The organism is Arthrobacter sp. P4_H3 (assembly GCF_056400885.1).
In genome coordinates this window covers 126,355-147,300 of record NZ_JBFUKK010000008.1, presented here as the reverse complement: position 1 = coordinate 147,300, position 20,946 = coordinate 126,355, and the positions used below count along the sequence as shown (strand labels likewise).

Here is a 20,946-nt window from a genome sequence, read left to right as displayed (position 1 = left end):
TCGGGACTCCCGGTTCAGCGGTAGCCGTTAACCACGACGCCGGAGCGTCCCCTTGGCGGGGAGCTCCGGCGTCGCTGTTTCTTAAGTCAGTTCAGATGAAGTCAGTTCAGGCTGGCGTGCGGGTACGTAGCCTGCGGCAGTTCCCGGACGATCCGGACTTTCCAGGCGGAGTCATCGCTGGTGTCCAGGACGGCCACCGTGCCGATGTGCAGGTGCAGGGCCACACGCTTGGCGGCCAGGAGCTCCAGGTAAAGGTGCTCGTTCATGCGTGCCGGCGAATCGATCACGAACTTCACGGCGTCGCGCACCTTGCGGTAGTTGTCACTGCGTTCGCGGTGCAGGTGCAGTTCCAGCGAGTGGCGCTGGCGGACCTTCGGTTCGTGCTTGTTCAGCCACGAAACGCCTGCATGCACGCCGATCACAACGGCCAGGGATACGGCGTAGATCCACCAGCCGGTGGACAGGAGGAACAGGGGAAGGTTGGCGATGGCCACCACTGCGATGAAAAGGCGGAGGGCCACGATGCGCCGAAGAGTGAGGGCGACAGAGCCGATGGCGGCGCGGAAACCGTGCTGCTCTTTGCGGGCCGCTTCCGGGTCCAGGGTGAACTCATCAAGCACCAGGATGCCATTGGCTTCCGGGCTCAGCATTTGGCCGAACTTCGGAGTGAACGGAACTGCTTGGGTAAGTGTCATGTCGTATCTTCCGGAGGGTGGGCTGAGGGAGGAACTGCTTGGGGTCATCTTAGTGAAATTGTGACCGTGTTGTCGCCGGTGTCTCACCATACGGTCCAGTAGACTACGCCGCGCCTCTTTGCCAACCGCTGACAGCCTACCCCATGCGTGCGGCTGCGGTGCCGGGGTCAGTGCCGCCTGCGGCATTTGGTCTGGGACCCCGGCACCTCCACACTTGAAGAATGCAGACTTTCCTTCCCTATCCAGATTTCCAGCAGAGCGCCGCGGTCCTGGACCGCGTTCGGCTCGGCAAGCAGCGTGTCGAGGCGCTGCAGACCCTGCGTGCGCTGGTGATCCCGGAGTACGGCTGGCAGTCGCACCCGGCCGTCCGCATGTGGATGGGGTACGTCCCAGCCCTGACGATGTACGGCCTGGCCATGGCGGATGAATGGATCGCCCGCGGCGGCGAAGACACCACCCGCGCCAAGATCGTCGAATTCGCGCCGCAGGCAGATCACCCTGCTTACGCGGCCAAGATCGCCATGCCGCCGTGGCTCGGCGAGCCGGACCTCCACCTCAGCCACCGCTCCCGGCTGCTGCAGAAGGAACCGCGTTTCTACACTGAACTGTTCCCGGGAACGCCGGCGGACCTGGAGTACGTCTGGCCCGAACCGCGGCACGAGTTCCTCCCGGAAGATCCGGTAGGCGACCGGCTGTGGATCCTGCGCGCCCTGGTGGGGGACACAGACCCGAAAAAGCTGGACACCATCAGCCTGCCGGAGGTTGGCCGCGCCGCGAAGGCCGCTGCCCAGTCCGACGAATACGAGTTCGTCTACGCCGACTCCGGCTCGCGCCGCCCGCCCAAAAACCCCAAGAAGCGGCCTCCCAAGCAGCTCGTCAAGAAGCCCACCCGCAAGCGCCAGTTGCAGGAAGAGGCCTTCCGCACCCTCCCCGGCAACTCGGCAATCGCCGTACCGTTCGACGGCGGCGCCACGTTTGCGCTGGGCAAGGTCCAGGGCCGCCCCATCACGGTGGACGGCCGCTTCGCCCGGAACTTCCAGGTAACCGAGGTTGTGGAACGCTCATCGTTCGACTACCCGGCATTGCTGCAGGACCCCCGGCTGTTCTTCCCGATTCCTGCGCCGTAGGCGTGGTTAGGGGCGCCTAGCCGAGCCGTTGCGGCAGCTCTGGCAGACTGGCACGTATGACTGTTCTTATGGCCGGCTGCGGCGATCTTGGTACCGAGGCCGGGCTGCGGTTCGCTGCCGCCGGGCACCGTGTGGTGGGCTGGCGGAGGTCGCCTGACAAGCTTCCGGCCGCCATTGAAGGTGTCGCGGCGGACCTGACCACAGCGGCGCTGCCGCCCATCCCTGCGGACACCACCGCCGTCGTCGTCGCCGTTGCGGCCGATTCCCCCACCGAGGACGCCTACCGCGCCGCCTACGTGGACGGGCTGGCGAACGTCCTCGATGCGCTGGAGCGCGGACGCGGGCACGACGGCGGGGCGTCACCTTCGCCGCTCCGGCGCGTGTTGTTCGTCTCCTCTACCGCCGTTTACGGCGATGCGGAGGGCGGCTGGGTGGATGAAAGCACGACGCCGGCACCCGGCGGATTCTCGGGCCGCATCATCCGCGAGGCGGAGGAACTGTTGCACAGGCGGTTGACCGGTACCGGAATCTCCCCCGTCGTGCTCCGGCTGGGCGGCATTTACGGCCCGGGGCGGACGCGGCTCATCGACCAGGTGCGGGCAGGCACGGCTGAGGCCCCGGCGGAACCCCGCTACACGAACCGGATCCACCGCGATGACGCCGCTGCGGCCATCGTGCACCTTTGCACCATGGCCGCAGACCCCGGTCCCGTGTACCTCGGGGTGGACAACGATCCCGCCGAGCTCGGCGAGGTCCAGCGCTTCCTGGCCGCCGAGCTGGGACTCCCCCAGCCGGCGTCGGCCAATGCTGGCGAACCTTCCCGCGGCGGGAACAAGAGGTGCAGCAACGCCCTGCTCCGCAGCACCGGGTTCGAGTTCACCTACCCCACTTTCCGTGAGGGGTACCGCGCCATCCTGGCCGGCGACGGCATCCGGCACCCGTGATGCACGCCTTTCCGTGTCCGACGTTGTAGCCGAAACTTCTAAGGGGAACAGTGGATTTTCAGCACATAATCGAGACGGTCGGCAGGTTCATGGACTTTGCCGGTGTCGCCGTAATGGTGATCGGCGCCGTCGTTTCCATCCCCATGGCCGTGCGCGGATTCCAGCCGCAGCGCCTGCCGGAAGGCGCCGAACCGCTCTCCGTCTACCGTTCGTACCGGCAGCTCCTGGGGCGCTCCATCCTGCTGGGACTTGAGCTTTTGGTGGCGGCGGACATCATCCGGACGGTCGCGGTCACGCCTACGTTCGAAAGCGTGGGTGTGCTGGCGATCATTGTGCTCATCCGGACGTTCCTGAGCTTCTCGCTGGAGCTGGAAATCACCGGCCGCTGGCCCTGGCAGAAACAGCCCCCAGGCGAGGCGGCCTCGGCCAGCTCCGCGAGCTCGGCTAGTGCCTGACCAGGAAGCACCGGTCGCGAGCCTGCCTGACCCGTGGCCTGAGCCTCCTGAGCTGCCCACCCCTGTCCTCATGGAGCAGCGATGGACCGATGCAGTGTTCCTGCACTGGCGCATCCCCGAGGCGGAGTCGGCGGCATTCATGCCGGCCGGAGTGGTGCCGGACGTGTTCGACGGGTCCGCCTGGGTGGGGCTGATCGGGTTCCGCATGCAGAAAGCGGGCTTTGGCCGTGGGCCCGCTGTGCCGTTTTTCGGGGACTTCAACGAAATCAATGTCCGCCTGTACTCACGGGAACCCGACGGCACCCGGGGTGTTGTGTTCCTGAGCCTGGACGCCGACCGGCTGGCTGTTGTCCTGGCCGCACGAGCGGCCGGGATCCCCTACGTGTGGTCGCACGCCCGCTTCCGCCCGGCCCAACCCGGAAGCCCGGCCACCGGCTTTTCCGTGCGTAGGTTCCGCCGCGGCGCGACGAGCGATTTCGCAGTTATTCCGGCGTTCGACGACGTCGCGGCCGATCCCCTGTCCATCCACCTCACGGCCAGGTTCGGGCTGCACTCCCGCTTCCACGGCCGGACGCTCTACATTCCGAACACCCATTCGGCGTGGCCGCTGTACCGGGCCGAGCTGACGGTACTGGACGACAGGCTGGTCAGCGCCGCCGGCCTCAAGCTGGCAGGGCCGCCGGACTCCGTGCTGTACTCCCCCGGGGTCCGGACCCGGTTCGGCAAGCCGCGGGTGCTCGGGGGCTGAGGCTAGGCGCATTGCGCGGCTTTAAGTGTTCGAACTCTTCACAGGATTAGAGCCGCGTGACTATCCTCGGGGCCTAAATTGTCGTACCCCTTTCGCAGAGTTATCCCATGGAAGCAGTTGGAGAACTCGCCCCGAACCAGGCCATGCGCCTAGGGCAGATCTCCAGCGCCCGTTTCGAGCCTGTGCCGCTGAGCCGGACACTGCGTGCCGTACATCCGGCTGGCCGCTTCGACGATGGTTCAAACAGCCGGCCGGAGCCCGACGGCGGCGGGTCAGGTGATCTGGCGCGGTGCCTTGAGCTGCTCAGGACCTTGAGTTCGACGGCGGTCGACGACGCCGCGCTGCTCGGCTTCCGCGGAGCCGCGGACTTCGCCGACACGGTCGAGGAAATCTCCCGGGCCGTCGAATACCTGCAGATCGTGTCGGCCGGGGCCGTGGAACGGACCCGGCGGGAAGCCGCAGCGGCTGCGCGCTCAGCCACAGTCGGCTCAGGATCGGCCGGCTGGGGATCAGCCGGCCCGGGCGCAGCTGTCTCCGGCGCGGGGGTCGGCTGGGTCTCCGGCTGGGGCACCGATACGGCCGCAGCGGATCATAACGCGCCACCACCGGCGCTGAACCCCGCCGGGCCTGACCCGGCTGATGACGGGTCCCGGAACGCGGCCGAGTTCCTCCGCGCCAGGCTGCGGATCAGCATTGCCGAAGCACGGCGCCGGATCGGCCTCGCGTCCGCGGTGCTGCCCAGGCCAGGGTTTGCAGGCCACACCGAGCCTCCGGAGCGGCCCGAACTCGCCGCCGCCGTCGCCGCCGGGACCGTCGCGTCCCGGCCCGCGACCATCATCACGATGGCTTTGGACCGGGTCCGGCACCACGCGACCGGGGACACCACGGCCCGGATGGAACACGCCCTGACTTGCACTGCAGCCGAATACGACACGGAYTTCSTGACCCGGRTCGCCCGCCGCTGGACCGACGCGATCGACCAGGACGGGTCCGAACCGTCCGAGGAAGAACTCCGCCGCCGCCAGGGTGTCTTCCTCCGGCAGGCCCGGCGCGGCCTGCAGCACATCGAAATCTTCGCGACCCCGGACCAATGCGAACCCCTCCTGACCGTGATGAACACCGCCACCAACCCCCGCACCCAGGCCGCTACTACCGAGGACCGCGACGGTACGGACAGTTACGCCGGCAACAACGCGGACAGTGCAGCGGACAGCGGCGACGGGACCGGCTGCGGCGGGGCAGACGGCACCCTGGACAGCGGCGACGGGACCGGCGGCGCAGCTGATGCCGATCTGGACCGGCGGACCCGGCAGCAGCGGCTCCTGGACGGCCTCGTCAGTGCCTGCAAAACAGCCCTCACCACCGGAACCCTCCCCGCCGCGGGAGGGCTCCGCCCCCAGGTCATGGTCACCATCGACTACCGCGACCTCCTGGACCGCCTCGAACACACCACCAACCTGGGACCCCGCTACCGCACCCGGACCGCGGCCGCTGGCACCAGCACCGGCACCGGCACCGGCGCCGGCGCCCGCACCGGCACCGGCACTGCTGGGCCGGCCGGAACCTGGGACCCAGACCACGCCAGCGACACCACCCTCAGCCCCGAAAGCACCGGCAGGCTCCCCGGCACCGGCTCGTTCACGTTCACCGGCCCGGTCCCGGCCTCCCTGGCCCGGAAAATCGCCTGCGACGCCGACATCATCCCCGTCCTGCTCGGCAGCCAGGGGCGCATCCTGGACATCGGCCGCACCACCAGGATCTTCCCGCCCCACATCCGCAAAGCCATCACCGCCCGCGACCAAGGCTGCGCCTTCCCCGGCTGCACCATCCCCGCCCCCTGGTGCGAAGCCCACCACATCACCTTTTGGTCACACGGCGGACCCACCAGCACCGATAACGGAACCCTGCTCTGCTCCCATCACCACCATTTGATCCACAAAGAGCAGTGGACCATCCAGGTCAAAACCGGCATCCCCTGGTTCATCCCGCCACCCCACATCGACCCACGCCAACGGCCCCAACAGAACAACTACTTCCGATGCTGAACACCGCCCAAATCGGCCCAGCTCTGTCCACCGGGCCGGACGAGCTAGCCACACCTGGTGAAGAAGAACGCCCGCTCTGCAAGAATCAAAGAGCGGACGCTCATACCTTGGAACAGGGAGGCTCGCCATGCTGAACCGCTTCTACGTGAACCCGATCCTTCCAGCACAGGACGGCGACCGTGCCCGGACGTTCTACCGCGATGTCCTCGGCCTCGACCTTCTCACCGGGCCAACGGACGATCCCATGGTCTTCGGAGCGGCCTCCGGCTCGAGCATCGCCCTCACCGAGCTCCCGGACAGGATTCCCCCGACCTATCCAGTGATCAGCTTCATGGTCGAAGACATCGAGAATCTCGTGAAGGAGCTGAAAGCCCGTGGCGCCACATTCCAGCCGCCGGGCGCCGGAAGCTTCGCCGGCGTCGAAGGCCAAGCTGAGGACGAGGTGATGGACTTCGGCGCCGTAAAGTCAGCGTTCCTCCGGGACACCGAAGGGAACGTCATTGCACTGAACGAGATGATGGGCTGGCCTCCGCACGAGTAGGGCCACCCCCTAGCGACCCGCCGCGTACCCCTGCGCACCGCGCGGATTGGCGGCGGCCTGCAGCACGCCTGTCAGAGGATCGCGCACGACGGCGGACAACCGTCCCAGCGCCCAATCACCAGCCCGCGTGATCCGGTGGCCGCGACGCTCCAAACCCGCAATGACGCCGTCGCCCAACCGGTCCTCCACCACGGCGCCGCCCGGCTCCCAGGTGCGGGGCCAGAATGACCCCGGCATCGACGTCGTATGGAACGTGGGCGCATCGATGGCCTGTTGCGGAGAGTAGCCGCCCACAATTGTCCGCAGCAGATATGGCAGCTGCCACTGATCCTGTTGGTCCCCGCCGGGCGAACCCAGCGCAGTCACCGCCCTGCCGTTCCGGAGCACGAGCGTTGGCGTCAGGGTGGTGCGGGGGCGCCTCCCCGGGGTCAGCGTAGACGGTGTTCCGGGTTCGAGCCAGGTCATCTGCAGCCGTGTGCCCAGGCAGAACCCCAGTTCGGAAATCGCCGGGGAGGACTGCAACCAACCGCCTGACGGAGTCGCCGAGATCATGTTTCCCCAGCGGTCCACAACGTCGATATGGCAGGTATCGCCGCGCGTCTCCCCGGTCGCCAGCACTGTCGGCTCACCCACGCCGGCACTCGAACGGCTCCCGCGAAGACCCGGCCCGGCGTCGTCGTTCGCGAGCGCCGGCGGCACATACTCCCTCCGCAGAGGCGGGTGGAACGGCTCGCGTCCCGGAACTTGGCCGGGCCGGAACTCGAGCGACGCCCGCTCCGTGATCAACGCACGGCGCGCGGCGGCATACTCGGCGGACAACAGATAGTCGAGCGGAACATCCGTATCGCCGTAGTAGGCCTCGCGGTCCGCGAGCGCCAGTTTCTGTGCCTCGAGGATGGTGTGCGCGCCAAGTTCGGTGGACGGGTCAAGGTATTCGTCGGCGAACCCGTCCAGGATCGCAAGGGTCTGCAACAGTGCCGGACCCTGACCCCAGGGGCCTGTCTTGGCGATCGTGTGGCCGCGGAATTCAATGGTGGCGGCGTCTTCGTATCCAGCCTCGAACGTCGCCAGATCGCTCATTACCAGCACGCCGCGGTGGTCTGCGCCGGACGAGTGCCTGTGCGGTGCCTGGACGGACCGCACCATCGCCGATGCGACGAAGCCCTCGCGCCATTCACGGCGGGCGGCATCGATACGCTCCTCCCGGGAGGACTCTGCTGCCCCCGCCTCCAGAAGCCGCTCAAGGGTCCGCGCGTAGGCAGGGTTACGGAACAACTCGCCCTCGGCAGGGACCCTGCCTTGCGGCATCCACAGTTCGGCCGACGTGGGCCAGTGCTCCCGGAACAGCCTGGAAACGGCCGCGACCGTTGCTCCAACGCGGCCCAGCACCGGATGGCCGTCCCGGGCATACCCGATTGCAAACTCCAGCACAGCCGGCAACTCCCACGTCCCGTGGTCGCGCAGCAGCAGAAGCCAGGCGTCGACGGCGGCGGGCACCGCAGCGGCGAGGGCACCCGAGCCGGGGACCAGTTCCAGGCCTTCCGAGCGATAGTGTCCGGGCGTTGCTCCTGCGGGCGCGGGACCCTGCCCCATCAGGACCATCGGTTGGCCTGGCGCCGCGGCGGTGACGAACACACCGGTCATATCCCCGCCCGGACCGTTCAGGTGCGGCTCAACAACGTGGAGCACAAACGCCCCTGCGGTGGCGGCGTCGAACGCATTCCCGCCGCGTTCCAGCACCGCCTGCGCGGTGGCCGTCGCGGTCCAGTGCGTGGAGGCGCTCATCCCGAAGGTCCCCCGCAGGGTGGGGCGCGTGGTGAACGGATCGGGCCGCGTGAAAGTCATGGGGTCCACTGTAGCCACGGCCTGCGTCTGGAGCGCGGCGCGGTTACTTGCCCAGGCCGGCCTTTCGCAGCGCTTCGGCCATGGCGGTGTTCACCGGAGCGGGCTTGGGCGGCGGCGTCCGCTTGGCGTCGGTACGGTCGTTGTTCCTCGCGGGTCGGCCATCATTCCGCGGCAGACGTGCATCCTTCCGCGGCTGACCGGCATCGCCACCCTGCCGCGGTGCACTGCTACCCTGCCGCGGTGCACTGCTGCCCTGCCGCCCACCGGCTGCAGCCAGCCGGCCGCCGGAAGGTGCCGGTTCGTCGTCGAGCCGCAACGTGAGCGAGATGCGCTTCCGCTCGGGATCGGCCTCGAGGACCTTCACCCTCACCACCTGTCCGGATTTCACCACTTCGCGCGGATCGGACACGAACCGGTTGGCCAGCGCGGACACGTGCACCAGCCCGTCCTGGTGCACGCCGACGTCCACGAACGCCCCGAACGCGGCCACGTTGGTGACCGTTCCCTCCAGGATCATCCCGGGCCGGAGGTCGGAGATCTTCTCGATCCCCTCCGAGAACTTGGCCGCTGCGAATGCCGGCCGAGGATCCCGTCCGGGCTTCTCCAGCTCGGAAATAATGTCCTGCACCGTGGGCAGGCCGAAGGCACCCTCAACGAAGTCCTGCGGGTTGAGCGCGGCGAGGCTGCCGGTACCCGCCGCTCCTAGGGCTGCCCTGCCGTCAGTTGCCCTTCCGCCTGCGGCGGCGAGGATCTTCCGCGCCACCGGGTAGGCCTCCGGGTGCACGCTGGAAGCATCCAGCGGCTCCGCTCCCCCGGTGATCCGCAGGAATCCGGCGCACTGTTCGAACGCTTTGGCGCCCAGCCGCGGCACCTTCTTCAGCTCGCTCCGCTTGGCAAACGGTCCGTGCTCGTTCCGGTAGGCCACAATGTTCTCGCTCAGCAGCGGTCCGACGCCGGCCACACGGCTCAGCAGCGCGGGAGACGCCGTGTTGACGTCCACCCCAACAGCATTCACGCAGTCCTCCACCACGGCATCCAGGCTGCGGTCCAGCTTCGCGGCGGTGACATCGTGCTGGTACTGCCCGACGCCGATCGACTTCGGCTCGATCTTCACCAGTTCGGCCAGCGGATCCTGCAGGCGCCGGGCGATGGACACGGCACCGCGCAGGGAAACATCCATGCCGGGCAGCTCGGCAGCAGCCAACGCGGACGCCGAGTATACGGACGCCCCGGCTTCCGACACCACCAGCTTTTCCGGCGCCCGGGTTCCCGGTGCCCCATTGCCCGTTTGCCCCGCCGCGGACCCCGCTGTTGGCTCCGTGGCTGATTCCGCGGAGAGCTTCTTGATCAGTTCGAGGGCAAGCTTGTCAGTCTCCCGGGATGCCGTCCCGTTGCCGATCGCCACGAGTTCGACGGCGTGCTGACGCGCCAGCCGGACCAGCGTGGCCAGGGCTTCGTCCCATTTCCGTGCCGGGGCGTGCGGGTAGACAGTGTCCGTGGCCACCACTTTGCCGGTGCCGTCCACCACCGCCACCTTCACACCGGTGCGGAGCCCGGGATCCAGCCCCAGGGTGGCCCTGTTTCCGGCCGGGGCAGCCAGCAGCACGTCGCGGAGGTTGGCGGCGAAAACCCGGACCGCTTCGTCTTCGGCGGCTGCGAACATCCGTCCGCGCAGGTCGGCCGTCAGCCGGGCCAGCACCCGCGAGCGCCATGCCACCTGCGCGGTCTGCAGGAGCCACTCGTCGGCGGGACGGCCGCGGTCCGCAACCCCGAGGAACCTGGCCACGGCGGATTCGTAGCGGCCGCGGGCGGCGGCCAGGGCGTCGTCGTCGGACGGTTCAGCCTCGGCGAGATCCAGCTCCAGCACCCCGTCCTTTTCCCCGCGAAGCAGCGCCAGGACGCGGTGCGACGGCATCCCGGACGGCACCTGCGAAAACTCGAAGTAGTCCTTGAACTTCTGGCCCTCGGTCTCCTGGCCCTTCTTCACCCGGGACACCATGCGGCCCTGGGTCCATAACCGCTCACGCAGTGTTGCGGCGAGGTCAGGGTCCTGCGCCACCCGCTCCACCAGGATTGACCGGGCACCCGCCAGCGCCGCGGCGGCGTCGTCAATGGAGTGTTCAGCGTTCAGGAACTTGGCGGCCTCGCGCTCCGGATCCAGCTCCGGGCGCTTGAGCAGCGCGTCGGCGAGCGGCTCCAGCCCCGCCTCGCGGGCGATCTGCGCCTTGGTCCGCCGCTTGGTTTTGAAAGGCAGGTAGATGTCTTCAAGGCGGGATTTGGTATCCGCATCGACGACGGCGGCCTGCAGTTCCGGCGTCAGCTTGCCTTGCGAGGCGATCGCCTCCAGGACGGTCCGACGGCGGTCCTCCAGTTCACGGATGTACCGCAGCCGTTCCTCGAGCTCGCGGAGCTGCGTGTCATCCAGGGTCCCGGTGGCTTCCTTGCGGTACCGGGCGATGAACGGAACGGTCGAACCGCCGTCGAGGAGGTCCACCGCCGCCTTGACCTGCCAGGCCTTCACTCCCAGTTCGCCGGCGATCTGGGCCGCGATCTGTTCCGCCACGGAGTCGGCGGTCTTGCCGGCGGACTTGCCGCCTGCCTGCGAGGCTGTCTGTCCGGCTGTCCCGCCGGCGGGTTTTCCGGGCATCACGGCAGCCGGAGTTGCAGGGGACGGGCTAGGACGCTGCGGGATGTGGTTCACCCAGAACATTTTGCCTTACCGGACCGACACTATGGCACGGGCTGTGCGAGATTGGGGCTACCGGGCCCGGTGCATAAGTGATGTAGTGGCAGTAGGAAGGCCAGCAACCAACGGAGGCGGTCCATCATGCAGGAGTTGCTCATCATCCTTCAGGACGGCTTTGAGGAGGACAATGTCACGGTCTTCGTTAACGGCAAGCAGGCCAGGCGCGACACCGATCTCTCCACCAACCCCCTGTTGGGCATTGCGGAGGAGGTCGCCATCGAGCTTCCGGCGCGCGGGGCCACCATCGGCGTCGAGGTCACCAGCCGGGGTCTGGCCGGAGGCGTCAAACTCAGCGGAAGGCCGAAGAGCCTCCTCGTGTCCATCGCAGAAGGCAAACTGGTGATTCGGGAGGGAACCGGACGCGAGGCCTTCCTGTAGCTTTGCGGTCAAATAGCTTTGCCGTCACCCGAGACTCGGTGCAAGGAAATGACGGCCGGTAAGGGACAAGCGCCGCGAACAGTTCGCGGCGCTTGTCGGTGGGCTTGGGTCCGTTGGCGCTTGGGTCAATTGCAGTCGGCAGTTGATCGCATTCGGCACTAGGCCATGTTCTCCATGGGCCGCTTGGCCGAAATGTGCTCCACCAGTTCGCCGACGCGCTCTTCCGAATAGTTGCGGGCAATATCGCCCTGGCTGATGATGCCCACCAGCTTGTGGTCGGAAATGACCGGCAGGCGCCTGACCTGGTACTGCTCCATCACTGCAATGGCTTCGTCGATATTGGCGTCAGCATCGATCCAGCGCAGATTGCCCTGGGCCAGGTCGATGGCCCTGACCTCCCTGGGGTCCAAGCCCTCGGCAACGCACCTGAGTACGATGTCGCGGTCCGTGATGAGTCCCCTGAGTTTGCCTTCGCTGCCACAGATCGGCAGCGAACCACAGTCAAGGTCGCGCATCATTACGGCCGCTTCCTGCAGTGTCTGGTCTTCCTTGACGCACTGGGCGTTGGTAGTCATGAATTCACGTACGACGCTCATCAGTCCTCCTTCATCGGTTGGGGTTCGACGCAGGGGCCCTCGGCTCCAGCGCCGATGCTGTCAGCCTACGCCCGGGCAAACGCCCTGACTAGGCTCAATCATGGTTCGCCGGATGGCGGTACCGGACGGCGCACCCGGGCCGGTTTTAGGCTCCATTTTGGAGTTCAAACAGGGCCGTGCGGGAGGCAAGATGAAGATGTCGTCCTACTCGGCGATGTCCTCGGCCCACAGTTCCGGGTAGTCGTGTTGGAACGTGAGCATCATGTCCACGCAGCGCTGGTCGTCCAGCACCACCACCTCCACACCACGCGAGCGCAGGAGGTCGAATTCGCCGGGGAACGTCCTGGCCTCACCCACCACAACCCTCGGAATCTTGAACTGGATGATGGTTCCCGTGCACATCGCGCACGGTGCAAGGGTCGTGTACAGAGTGGTGTCGCGGTAGCTCTTCTGCCGGCCCGCCGCCCGGAGTGCTGCCATCTCGCCGTGGGCGATCGGATCACCGTGCTGCACCCGTTCGTTGTGGCCGCTGGCGATCACCTCGTTCCCCCTCGCCAGCGCGGCCCCGATGGGGATGCCGCCTTCGCTAAGGCTCTGTTGCGCAGCCCGGACCGCAGCCTCGAACGCGGCTTCGTCGTATGCAGTGATGCCATTTTGCTTAGTCATGTTCCCCGGTTCAGTTCAGTATTCCGGTGCCCCGCCGGCAGCGGTGCAGCGTCCGTTGATTTTGTCTCAGGCACGCCCCTCAGACCCTACGCCGACAGCACGGGCCTGGACCAGACCAGCCCTTGCAGCCAAACCCGCCAATACTGTCAGGGGCCTTTGATACTTTGGCAATAAGACATCAACAGCAACACGACATCTACGGCAACGAGGCGCAGTGTTTCTTCTTGAACCGCAAGCACCGGATCTGGACCAGGACCTGGTTTTCTCCGCGAGCGATCTCGTCATCGCGGCCACATGCGAGTACCAGTTGCTGCGCAAGTTGGACGAAAAACTGGGCCGGTCCCCCAAAGCGGAGTTCGAGGCCGACGAGATGTTGGCCCGCACAGCGAAGCTGGGTGACATCCACGAGCACAAGGTCCTGGACAAGTTCCTGGACGAGTTCGGCCCGTGGGATCCCGCCACCGGCCGCGGCGTGTACGACGTCGCGCCCGCCACAGCCATGGACCGCGCCACCCTGCAGGCCAAGCATGCCGAATCCGTCGATGCGCTGCGGGCCGGGGCGGACGTCGTCTTCCAGGCGGCTTTCTTTGACGGCCGCTTCCATGGCCGATCCGACTTCCTGGTCAAACAGGCCGACGGCAGCTACGCCGTGTACGACACCAAGCTGGCCCGCCATGCCAAGGTGACGGCGTTGCTCCAGCTCGCCGCGTACGGCGACCAACTGCTCCACGCCGGCATTGCGCCGGACCCTGCGGTGACGCTGATCCTGGGTGCCACGGTGGAAACGCCCGGAGGCGGCTTCGACTATGTCCGGAGCAGCCACAAACTGGCGGACATCCTGCCGGTCTTCCGCGAGCGGAGGGACAGATTCCTGGTGCTCACTGCCGGCCACCGCAACCAGTCCGACGTCGTCAGGTGGGGCACGTCCGGCGTCGTGGCCTGCGGCCGCTGCGATTACTGCCAGGAACAAGTGAAAGCCACTGACGACCTCCTCCTGGTGGCACGGATGAACTCCGCCCAGCGGAAGAAGCTGCACGGGCAAGGGATCCTCACGGTCAAGCAGTTGGCCGACGCCACGTTGCCCGGAGCCAACGCGTCACTGCTGCGGATGCAGGATCAGGCCAGGATGCAAAGCAACGCCGGAACCGCGGAGGGATCCGTCAGCTACGTCAAAGACGGCGAACAGCACAGCATCGGCTACCGCGTGATCCCCGGGAACACACTGGCGGAACTTCCCCCGCCCAGCCCCGGAGACATCTTCTTCGATTTCGAAGGGGACCCGCTGTGGCAGGACAGCGGCACCGGAGTCTGGGGGCTTGAGTACCTCTTCGGAGTTATCGAAGCGCCGCCGGAACCGGATCGCCAGACCGTGTTCAAGCCCTTCTGGGCACACGACCGCGCCGCGGAGAAGGAGGCGTTCCTCGATTTCCTGGACTACGTGGAAGACAGGCGGCGCAGGTATCCGGACATGCACGTCTACCACTACGCCGCCTACGAGAAGACCGCGCTCCGCAAGCTGTCGGTGATGCACGTCGCCGGTGAGGACACCGTGGACAACTGGCTGCGGGACGGGCTCCTCGTGGACCTGTACCAGACCGTCCGGAACAGCATCCGCATCTCCGAAAACTCCTACAGCATCAAGAAACTCGAGCCGCTGTACATGGGCAGCAACCTCCGCTCCGGCGACGTGAAGGACGCCGGCGCCTCGGTTGTGGCGTACGCCGATTACTGCGAGGCGCGCGACGCCGGCCTGGCCGGGGATGCAGCGGCCATCCTCGCCGGCATCTCCGACTACAACGAATACGATTGCCTCTCCACCCTGGAACTGCGCAACTGGCTGCTGCGGCTGGCCGCCGAGCGCGGCATCGGGACCGCCCCGGGAAGCAAAAAGACTGCCGGAAATTTAGGCCAGACGGCACCTGACTCCGAGGACGGTGCCGCGCTCCAGCGTTCTGAGTCCGCCATCAGGGCTTTCCTGCACCGGGCGGCGGAGTCCCGCGCCGCGGGGACAACGGCCGGGTCCCTCGGTGCCGCTGTGGGGCGCGGCGAACCGGACCCTGATATTCAGGCCGTCGCCATGGTGGACGCGGCCGTGAGCTACCACCGCCGCGAGCGCAAGGCGTTCTGGTGGGCCCACTTCGACCGCTGCGAAAACGGACCCGACACCCATCAGCAGGACCGCAACGTTTTCCTCGTTGAGGAGGCCCGCATCCTCGGTGACTGGCAAAAGGTCGGCACCAGGCTCCCGGAGCGCAGGGTGCAGCTAACAGGCACGGTGAGTGCCGGTTCGGACCTCCGCGAGGGCAGCACGTGGTTCCGCATGTATGACCGTCCGCTGCCGGCCGGCCTGGAGGGAACGGGAAGCGACGGTTCCGGGCGCAACGGCTTGTTCGGGACGGAGGTCCTGGAACTCGGCCACGAGGACGGCAGGGATGTCGTGGTGATCCGCGACAGGCTGCCCCGGAAGATCGAGCCTCACAACAGGCTGCCCATCGCACTCACCGAGGACCAGCCTGTCCCCACCAAGAGCCTGGAGGAGGCCCTGGCGCGGCTGGCTGACCAGGTGGCGGCAGGGCTTCCGGACGGCACCGCCGCGGCGCCGGGGAAACCTGTCTTCCGGAAGCATCCGGCCTTGGATCTGGTGCGCCGGGTTCCGCCGCGGCTGGTGACAGGCGGGCCGCTGCCCGCGCCGGCCGGTGGCCCGGACCGCTTCATCGACGCCATCACGGCTGCAGTGGAAGCGCTCGACCATTCGTATCTGGCAGTCCAGGGTCCGCCGGGCACGGGCAAGACACACGTCGGCTCGCATGTCATTGCCCGGCTCGTGGCCCGCGGCTGGAAGGTGGGCGTTGTGGCCCAGTCGCATGCGGTGGTGGAGAACCTGCTCTGCACGGCCGTGGACAAGGCCGGAGTGGACCCCCGCAGGGTCGCCAAGGATGTCAAGCACGACGGTTCCCTGCCGTGGCATCATCGGGACGCCGCCGATGTGGACAGGCTGCTCAGCACTCCGGGCGGGGCCCTGGTGGGCGGCACGGCCTGGACCATGACCGGTGCCACGGTGCCCGCGGGGTCCCTGGACCTCCTCGTGATCGACGAAGCAGGGCAGTTCTCGCTCGCCAACACCCTGGCTGTTGCCCAGGCCAGCCCGCGGCTGCTGCTGCTGGGCGATCCGCAGCAGCTCCCCCAGGTCAGCCAGGGCACGCATCCCGAGCCGGTTAACGAATCCGCCCTGGGCTGGATCTCGGCCGGCCATGCCACGCTTCCGCCGGAGCTCGGCTATTTCCTGGCCGACTCGTGGCGGATGGCATCGCCGCTGTGCGCTGCCGTGTCCGAGCTCTCGTACGAGGGCCGGCTGCAGTCCGCCGGCGCGGCGGACCTGCGCTTCCTGGACGGCGTTCCCGCCGGTATCGAAACGGTCATGGTGCCGCACAGCGGCAACATCACGTCCTCGGTAGAGGAAGCTGCCGAAGTGGTGCGGCAGGTCGGCAGGCACCTGGGACTGACGTGGCACGACGAAGCCGGCAGCCTGCCGCTGGGGCCGGAAGACATCCTGGTGGTGGCGGCCTACAACGCCCAGGTGAACCTGATCCGGGATGCCCTGGACGCTGCCGGCCACACAGCGGTCCGTGTGGGTACCGTGGACAAGTTCCAGGGCCAGGAGGCGGCTGTGGTGATTGTGTCCATGGCCTGTTCAGCGGTAGCCGAGGCTCCGCGCGGCATGGAGTTCCTGCTCTCCCGGAACCGGATCAACGTCGCAGTGTCCCGCGGGAAATGGCGCGCTGTGGTGGTGCGGGCCCCGGAGCTGACCAACTATCTGCCCACTCATCCGGAGGGCCTCGAACAGTTGGGCGGCTTTATCGGGCTCTGCCAGCGGTCTGTTTCTTCGTAGCGGCTTCTACCTGGCGGCGATCAGCAGCGCCTCATCCAGCACCCTGCCGAAGTTCGCGGCGTCGTGCGCGAAGCGGCCAAGGAAGAGCCCGGACAGGCCGCCGAGCCGGGGCAGCAGGCCGGGTTTGGCAGAACCGCCGTAGATGACCGGAAGATCCTGAAGTCCGTGCACGGCGAGCAGGGCGCGGAGGTGACTCCCGACGTCGGACACGTAGCCGGCGTCAGCCGGCTCGGCGGCGCCGATGGCCCAGACAGGTTCGTAGGCAATGATGAGGCGCGAGGCCAGCGCCCAGTCGCCGCCAACCGCGGCCTTGATCTGCCGGTACACGAAGCCGGCGGCAGGGGCGCCGCCGGCAGCAGGCTCACCGACTGAGAGTTCACCGACGCAGAGCAGCGGCGTCAGCCCGGCGTCGTCCGCGGCGCGTACCTTGAGCGCCACCACCGCGTCGTTTTCGCCGAAGTGGGCGCGGCGTTCTGCGTGGCCGATCTCCACCAGACGGACGCCGAGCTCGGCGAGCATGGACGGCGCCACCTCACCGGTCCACGGCCCGTCGGCCCAGCCGCAGTTCTGCGCGCCCAGGAGCAGCGGTGACCCGTCCAACACCCCGGCAGCTGCGGGGAGCACCGGGAAGGACGGGATGACAAACGGGACAACCCGCCCGGCCGCGAGGGCCGGACGGGAGTCCACTTGGTGCCGCAACTGCTCCAGCCAGTCCAGGCTGTCCCGGTATCCCAGGTACATCTTGGTGCTGACGCCCACGTAGATGGTGCGGTCGTGGGCATCCGGTCGTGCCGTAAGGGAACCCGGGGACTGGCTGGCTGAAGCGTGCTGCATGTGTCTTGCTTTCTCGCTGGGGCGGAGACTGACGGCCGCTTTGCTGGTGACGGCTCCGGGGCTTGCGGCCGAAGATTCCTTCCGGAACCTACTTCTCCAACAGTTCGTCGGCCTTGTTCTGGAACCGTTTGGTGGCGTACATCATGACCGCGGCCACGAACGGCAGGACGCCAAGGGCGTAGACTCCCATCGTTCCGGTGTCGGACGCCGTGACCTGGTTGACCGTGGTGCGCAGGATCGGAGCGACGAAGCCGCCCAGGTTGCCCAGCGAGTTGATCAGGCCGATGCCCGCAGCGGCTGCCGTTCCGGTGAGGAACGCCGTCGGGTAGGACCACGCGATGGGTCCGATCGACAGGAAGCTGCAGACGGCCAGGGTGATGAAGATGATGCCGAGCGCCGGCATGTGGTTAGCTCCGGCCCAGGCCGAGCCGAAGATGCACAGGCCGGTGGAGATGAACAGGCCGGTGCCCCAGACACGGCGGCGGACTATGGTGTTGGCAGCCTTGCCGATGAAGTAGCAGGCGAAGATGCCGAAGAACCACGGGATGGCTGCCAGCAGGCCCACCACGATGCCCACCTTCTGGCCGGTCAGCTGGGCCACCTGCTGCGGCAGGTAGAACGTCACGCCGTAGACCGCTATCTGCAGGCAGAAGTAGATGGCCGTGAAGTACCAGACCTTGCGGTTCTTCATGGCGGCAAGGACACCGCGGGGGCCGTTTTCTTCCTTGACTGTGTCCTCCAGCGCCATGACGTCCAGCAGCGCCTTCTTTTCGCCCGGGTTCAGGAACTTTGCGTCCTGCGGGCTGTTGATCAGGAAGAAGTAGGCCGCGATGCCGGCCAGGACCGCAAGCATGCCTTCGACGAAGAACATAACCTGCCAGCCGGCCACACCGGGAACCTGGTCGCCGATGTTGATCAGCCAGCCCGACAGCGGGGCGCCCATCATCTGGGAGAACGGCTGGGCAAGGTAGAAGATGGCGAACATCTTCACGCGTACCTTGTTCGGGAACCAGGCCGCCAGGAACATGATGACGCCCGGGAACAGGCCCGCCTCAGTCACGCCGAGCAGGAAGCGCAGGACGATGAAGGAGGTCTCGCCCTGGACGAAGGCGAAGCACGCGGACACGATTCCCCAGGTGATGGCGATGCGTGCCAGCCACATCTTGGCGCCGAACTTGGTCAGGAGCAGGTTACTGGGGATTTCGAACAGTGCGTAGCCGATGAAGAAGATGCCTGCGCCCAGGGCGTATGCACCGGCCGTGATACCGCGGTCCACTTCGAGCGCGGCTTCAGCGAAGCCCACGTTGGTGCGGTCCAGGAAAGCTACGACGTACAGGATGACGAGCATCGGCATGAGCCGGAACGAGGCCTTGGAAATCGCCGATTTGAGGATCGGCGAATCCAGGAGCTCCTTGGTGGAAGTTGCTGTTAGGGACATCAAAACTCCTCTTTGAGTAAATCAGTTGCGAACGAAAGTGGGCCCCTCGGGTCCTAGCGGGAGAACGCGATGATGAGGACGCCGGCGATGCAGGCAAGGATGCCGACGGCGAGGTAGATCCGGCGTTCACGGCTCCAGGACCTGAGCCCGGTCACCTGGGGTGTTGCTGGTTTGTGCTGTGCCATGGCTGTCCGTTCCTAGTGCATGTAGAGGCCGCCATCGACATTCAGCGTCTGGCCGGAGATGTACCCGGCGTCCTCGCTGATGAGGAAGGCGATGGCTGCCGCGATGTCGCGCGTGGATCCGACCCGGTTGACCACGAGGTCCTTGGTCAGTTCGTCCTTGCGTTCCTGGCTGAGGGTGCCGCCCATGATGTCGGTGTCGATGGGGCCCGGGGAGATGGCGTTGACGGTGATGTCGTACTCCCCCAGTTCGCGGGCGGTGGAACGGGTCAGCCCGATCACGCCGGCCTTGGCCACCGAGTAGGGCGTCTTGGAGAAGGTGCCGCCGCCGCGCTGGGCGGACACGGAGGAGATGTTGACGATGCGCCCGATCCGGTGCTTCACCATGGATTCGGCCACGCGGCGGGTGGCGTAGTGGACGCCGTTGAGGTTGATGTTCAGGACGCGGTCCCATTCGGCGGCGTCCAGTTCCAGGTACGGAACCGGCGAGCTGACGCCGGCCACGTTGGCGAGGGCCACGACCTGCGGCAGTTCCGCTTCGATGGAATCAATGGCTGCGCGGACGGAGGCTTCGTCGCCGACGTTGGCTCCGACGCCGCAGGCCTGGACGCCGTACTGGGCGGCGAGTTCCTTGGCGGCGGCCTTGCACAGGGCGTCGTCGAGGTCGATGATGCCGATGTTCCAGCCCTGCGCGGCGAGGTAGTTGACGGTGGCCCGGCCGATGCCGCGCTCGGAGACGGCGCCGGTGACGATTGCCGTGCGTTCTGCGGGGAAAGTGCTCATGGTTGCTCCTGGAAAGGTGAAGAGTGAGGGGAGATCAGTTGATGGGGGCCGGCCCGAGGTCGTCGATCAGCTTCTGCATGGCCACGTAGGCCTTGTTGCGGTAGGCGATCAGTTCGGGGGTGCGCTCGGCCGGGACGTTGAGGAAGCCTGCGCCCGTCTTGGTGCCCAACTTCCCGGCGTCCACCAGGTCGCTGAGGATCTTCGGGGTGGCGAACCGCTCCGGGAAGTCGGTCTGGAGGGACTTGTAGCAGAAGTTGTACACATCCAGCCCGGCCATGTCCGCGATGGCGAACGGTCCGAAGAACGGCAGCCGGAAGCCGAACGTGGTGCGGACCAGGGTGTCCACGTCGTCCGCGGTCGCGATGCCCTGCTCCACCAGCTGCGCGGCTTCGTGGAACAGCGCGTACTGCAGCCGGTTGAGCACGAAGCCGGTGACGTCCTTGACGACGGCGGTCTGCTTGCCGGCGGCGTGCACCAGGTCGCGGACGGCGCCGACGGTGCCGGCCGAGGTGCCGGCGTGGGGGATGATCTCGACGCCGGGGATGAACGGCGAGGGGTTGGAGAAGTGCACGCCCAGGAAGCGCTCCGGATTGGTGACCGGCTCCGACAGTTCGGCGATGGAGATCGTAGAGGTGTTGGAGCCGATAATGGCGTCCGGCCGGGCTGCTGCGCTGATGCGGGCCAGGGTCTGGTGCTTGATGGCGATGACCTCGGGAACGGCTTCCTCGATGAAGTCGGCGTCCGCCACGGCTTCCTCGATGTCCTTGGCGGCCCAGAGGTTCTGCTTCAGGATCTCGGTGGAACCGGCGGGGAAGAGGCCGTCCGCCACGAACTGGTCCGACTCCGCCAGGAGCCTGTCGTAGTTGCTTTGCGCCACCTCGGCGGACACGTCGGCGAGTGCCACGCGGGCCCCGCCGAGGGCCAGGACCTGTGCGATCCCGCCGCCCATGTAGCCGGAGCCGACGACGGCGATCTTCCGGGCGCTGTTTGCCGCGGTGGTGGCTGCGGTGGGGGTGCTTGCTGTTTCGGTCATG

At 67.1% G+C, this 20,946-nt stretch carries 18 protein-coding genes; 8 read left to right on the top strand and 10 right to left on the bottom strand.

Features of this window, described 5'->3' with window-relative positions; genetic code table 11:
- Nucleotides 1–101: 101 nt before the first annotated feature.
- Nucleotides 102–695 (bottom strand): hypothetical protein, encoded by a 594-nt coding sequence (locus tag AC1DRE_RS13085; protein ID WP_104173538.1) that lies wholly within the window; start codon nt 693–695, stop codon nt 102–104.
- Between the two features lie 221 nt (nt 696–916).
- Between AC1DRE_RS13085 and AC1DRE_RS13080 the strand changes: the two genes are divergently transcribed.
- The 6 genes from AC1DRE_RS13080 (at nt 917) to AC1DRE_RS13055 (ending at nt 6,555) form a co-directional block, all read left to right on the top strand.
- Nucleotides 917–1,822, top strand: a complete 906-nt coding sequence (locus AC1DRE_RS13080; protein ID WP_476985038.1) for an MSMEG_6728 family protein — start codon at nt 917–919, stop codon at nt 1,820–1,822.
- A 56-nt stretch (nt 1,823–1,878) separates the two neighbouring features.
- Entirely contained in the window at nt 1,879–2,766 is an 888-nt protein-coding gene (locus tag AC1DRE_RS13075) for an SDR family oxidoreductase (RefSeq protein ID WP_476985037.1), read from the top strand.
- Between the two features lie 50 nt (nt 2,767–2,816).
- Nucleotides 2,817–3,221 (top strand): DUF1622 domain-containing protein, encoded by a 405-nt coding sequence (locus AC1DRE_RS13070; RefSeq protein ID WP_476985036.1) that lies wholly within the window; start codon nt 2,817–2,819, stop codon nt 3,219–3,221.
- 70 nt (nt 3,222–3,291) lie between these two features.
- Nucleotides 3,292–3,969 carry a YqjF family protein gene (locus tag AC1DRE_RS13065; protein ID WP_476985068.1) on the top strand — a complete coding sequence of 226 codons (678 nt, stop codon included), beginning with the start codon at nt 3,292–3,294 and terminating at the stop codon, nt 3,967–3,969.
- 107 nt (nt 3,970–4,076) lie between these two features.
- Nucleotides 4,077–6,014, top strand: a complete 1,938-nt coding sequence (locus AC1DRE_RS13060; RefSeq protein WP_476985035.1) for an HNH endonuclease signature motif containing protein — start codon at nt 4,077–4,079, stop codon at nt 6,012–6,014.
- 127 nt (nt 6,015–6,141) lie between these two features.
- The gene (locus AC1DRE_RS13055) at nt 6,142–6,555 is read left to right on the top strand and encodes a VOC family protein (RefSeq protein ID WP_476985034.1); all 414 of its coding nucleotides are present in this window, start codon (nt 6,142–6,144) and stop codon (nt 6,553–6,555) included.
- Nucleotides 6,556–6,564: 9 nt separating this feature from the next.
- Here the strand turns inward: AC1DRE_RS13055 and AC1DRE_RS13050 are convergent, their stop codons facing one another.
- Nucleotides 6,565–8,400, bottom strand: coding sequence for a gamma-glutamyltransferase family protein (locus AC1DRE_RS13050; RefSeq protein WP_476985033.1), 1,836 nt, complete (start codon nt 8,398–8,400; stop codon nt 6,565–6,567).
- A gap of 43 nt (nt 8,401–8,443) precedes the next feature.
- Nucleotides 8,444–11,110, bottom strand: a complete 2,667-nt coding sequence (locus AC1DRE_RS13045) for a Tex family protein (protein WP_476985032.1) — start codon at nt 11,108–11,110, stop codon at nt 8,444–8,446.
- 117 nt (nt 11,111–11,227) lie between these two features.
- Here AC1DRE_RS13045 and AC1DRE_RS13040 point away from each other — a divergent pair, with 117 nt between their 5' ends.
- The gene (locus tag AC1DRE_RS13040) at nt 11,228–11,524 is read left to right on the top strand and encodes a hypothetical protein (protein ID WP_104173544.1); all 297 of its coding nucleotides are present in this window, start codon (nt 11,228–11,230) and stop codon (nt 11,522–11,524) included.
- Nucleotides 11,525–11,682: 158 nt separating this feature from the next.
- On the opposite strand, the gene AC1DRE_RS13035 is transcribed toward AC1DRE_RS13040, so the two are convergent.
- Together AC1DRE_RS13035 and AC1DRE_RS13030 are read right to left on the bottom strand one after the other, a co-directional pair.
- On the bottom strand, nt 11,683–12,120 hold the full coding sequence (locus AC1DRE_RS13035) for a CBS domain-containing protein (protein ID WP_476985031.1): 438 nt from the start codon (nt 12,118–12,120) through the stop codon (nt 11,683–11,685).
- A gap of 204 nt (nt 12,121–12,324) precedes the next feature.
- Nucleotides 12,325–12,786 carry a nucleoside deaminase gene (locus tag AC1DRE_RS13030; protein WP_476985030.1) on the bottom strand — a complete coding sequence of 154 codons (462 nt, stop codon included), beginning with the start codon at nt 12,784–12,786 and terminating at the stop codon, nt 12,325–12,327.
- A 214-nt stretch (nt 12,787–13,000) separates the two neighbouring features.
- Between AC1DRE_RS13030 and AC1DRE_RS13025 the strand changes: the two genes are divergently transcribed.
- Nucleotides 13,001–16,675 carry a TM0106 family RecB-like putative nuclease gene (locus AC1DRE_RS13025; protein ID WP_476985029.1) on the top strand — a complete coding sequence of 1,225 codons (3,675 nt, stop codon included), beginning with the start codon at nt 13,001–13,003 and terminating at the stop codon, nt 16,673–16,675.
- Nucleotides 16,676–16,681: 6 nt separating this feature from the next.
- Here the strand turns inward: AC1DRE_RS13025 and AC1DRE_RS13020 are convergent, their stop codons facing one another.
- The 5 genes from AC1DRE_RS13020 to AC1DRE_RS13000 all read right to left on the bottom strand — a co-directional run bounded on the left by AC1DRE_RS13020 (nt 16,682) and on the right by AC1DRE_RS13000 (nt 20,945).
- Nucleotides 16,682–17,509, bottom strand: a complete 828-nt coding sequence (locus AC1DRE_RS13020; protein WP_476985028.1) for a triose-phosphate isomerase family protein — start codon at nt 17,507–17,509, stop codon at nt 16,682–16,684.
- 88 nt (nt 17,510–17,597) lie between these two features.
- Nucleotides 17,598–18,947, bottom strand: a complete 1,350-nt coding sequence (locus AC1DRE_RS13015) for an MFS transporter (RefSeq protein ID WP_476985027.1) — start codon at nt 18,945–18,947, stop codon at nt 17,598–17,600.
- Between the two features lie 53 nt (nt 18,948–19,000).
- Entirely contained in the window at nt 19,001–19,132 is a 132-nt protein-coding gene (locus AC1DRE_RS13010) for a hypothetical protein (RefSeq protein ID WP_476985026.1), read from the bottom strand.
- 12 nt (nt 19,133–19,144) lie between these two features.
- Complete coding sequence (locus AC1DRE_RS13005; RefSeq protein ID WP_476985025.1) at nt 19,145–19,912, bottom strand: SDR family NAD(P)-dependent oxidoreductase; 768 nt, start codon at nt 19,910–19,912, stop codon at nt 19,145–19,147.
- A gap of 34 nt (nt 19,913–19,946) precedes the next feature.
- Nucleotides 19,947–20,945, bottom strand: a complete 999-nt coding sequence (locus tag AC1DRE_RS13000) for a 3-hydroxyacyl-CoA dehydrogenase family protein (RefSeq protein ID WP_476985024.1) — start codon at nt 20,943–20,945, stop codon at nt 19,947–19,949.
- Nucleotide 20,946 lies beyond the last annotated feature (1 nt).

Bases quoted from the DNA above. Each gene is read 5' to 3' on its own strand.
- AC1DRE_RS13085 (WP_104173538.1), bottom strand. From the start codon at position 695: ATGACACTTACCCAAGCAGTTCCGTTCACTCCGAAGTTCGGCCAAATG.
- AC1DRE_RS13080 (WP_476985038.1), top strand. From the start codon at position 917: ATGCAGACTTTCCTTCCCTATCCAGATTTCCAGCAGAGCGCCGCGGTC.
- AC1DRE_RS13075 (WP_476985037.1), top strand. From the start codon at position 1,879: ATGACTGTTCTTATGGCCGGCTGCGGCGATCTTGGTACCGAGGCCGGG.
- AC1DRE_RS13065 (WP_476985068.1), top strand. From the start codon at position 3,292: ATGGAGCAGCGATGGACCGATGCAGTGTTCCTGCACTGGCGCATCCCC.
- AC1DRE_RS13055 (WP_476985034.1), top strand. From the start codon at position 6,142: ATGCTGAACCGCTTCTACGTGAACCCGATCCTTCCAGCACAGGACGGC.
- AC1DRE_RS13050 (WP_476985033.1), bottom strand. From the start codon at position 8,400: ATGACTTTCACGCGGCCCGATCCGTTCACCACGCGCCCCACCCTGCGG.
- AC1DRE_RS13045 (WP_476985032.1), bottom strand. From the start codon at position 11,110: ATGTTCTGGGTGAACCACATCCCGCAGCGTCCTAGCCCGTCCCCTGCA.
- AC1DRE_RS13040 (WP_104173544.1), top strand. From the start codon at position 11,228: ATGCAGGAGTTGCTCATCATCCTTCAGGACGGCTTTGAGGAGGACAAT.
- AC1DRE_RS13035 (WP_476985031.1), bottom strand. From the start codon at position 12,120: ATGAGCGTCGTACGTGAATTCATGACTACCAACGCCCAGTGCGTCAAG.
- AC1DRE_RS13030 (WP_476985030.1), bottom strand. From the start codon at position 12,786: ATGACTAAGCAAAATGGCATCACTGCATACGACGAAGCCGCGTTCGAG.
- AC1DRE_RS13020 (WP_476985028.1), bottom strand. From the start codon at position 17,509: ATGCAGCACGCTTCAGCCAGCCAGTCCCCGGGTTCCCTTACGGCACGA.
- AC1DRE_RS13015 (WP_476985027.1), bottom strand. From the start codon at position 18,947: ATGTCCCTAACAGCAACTTCCACCAAGGAGCTCCTGGATTCGCCGATC.
- AC1DRE_RS13010 (WP_476985026.1), bottom strand. From the start codon at position 19,132: ATGGCACAGCACAAACCAGCAACACCCCAGGTGACCGGGCTCAGGTCC.
- AC1DRE_RS13005 (WP_476985025.1), bottom strand. From the start codon at position 19,912: ATGAGCACTTTCCCCGCAGAACGCACGGCAATCGTCACCGGCGCCGTC.
- AC1DRE_RS13000 (WP_476985024.1), bottom strand. From the start codon at position 20,945: ATGACCGAAACAGCAAGCACCCCCACCGCAGCCACCACCGCGGCAAAC.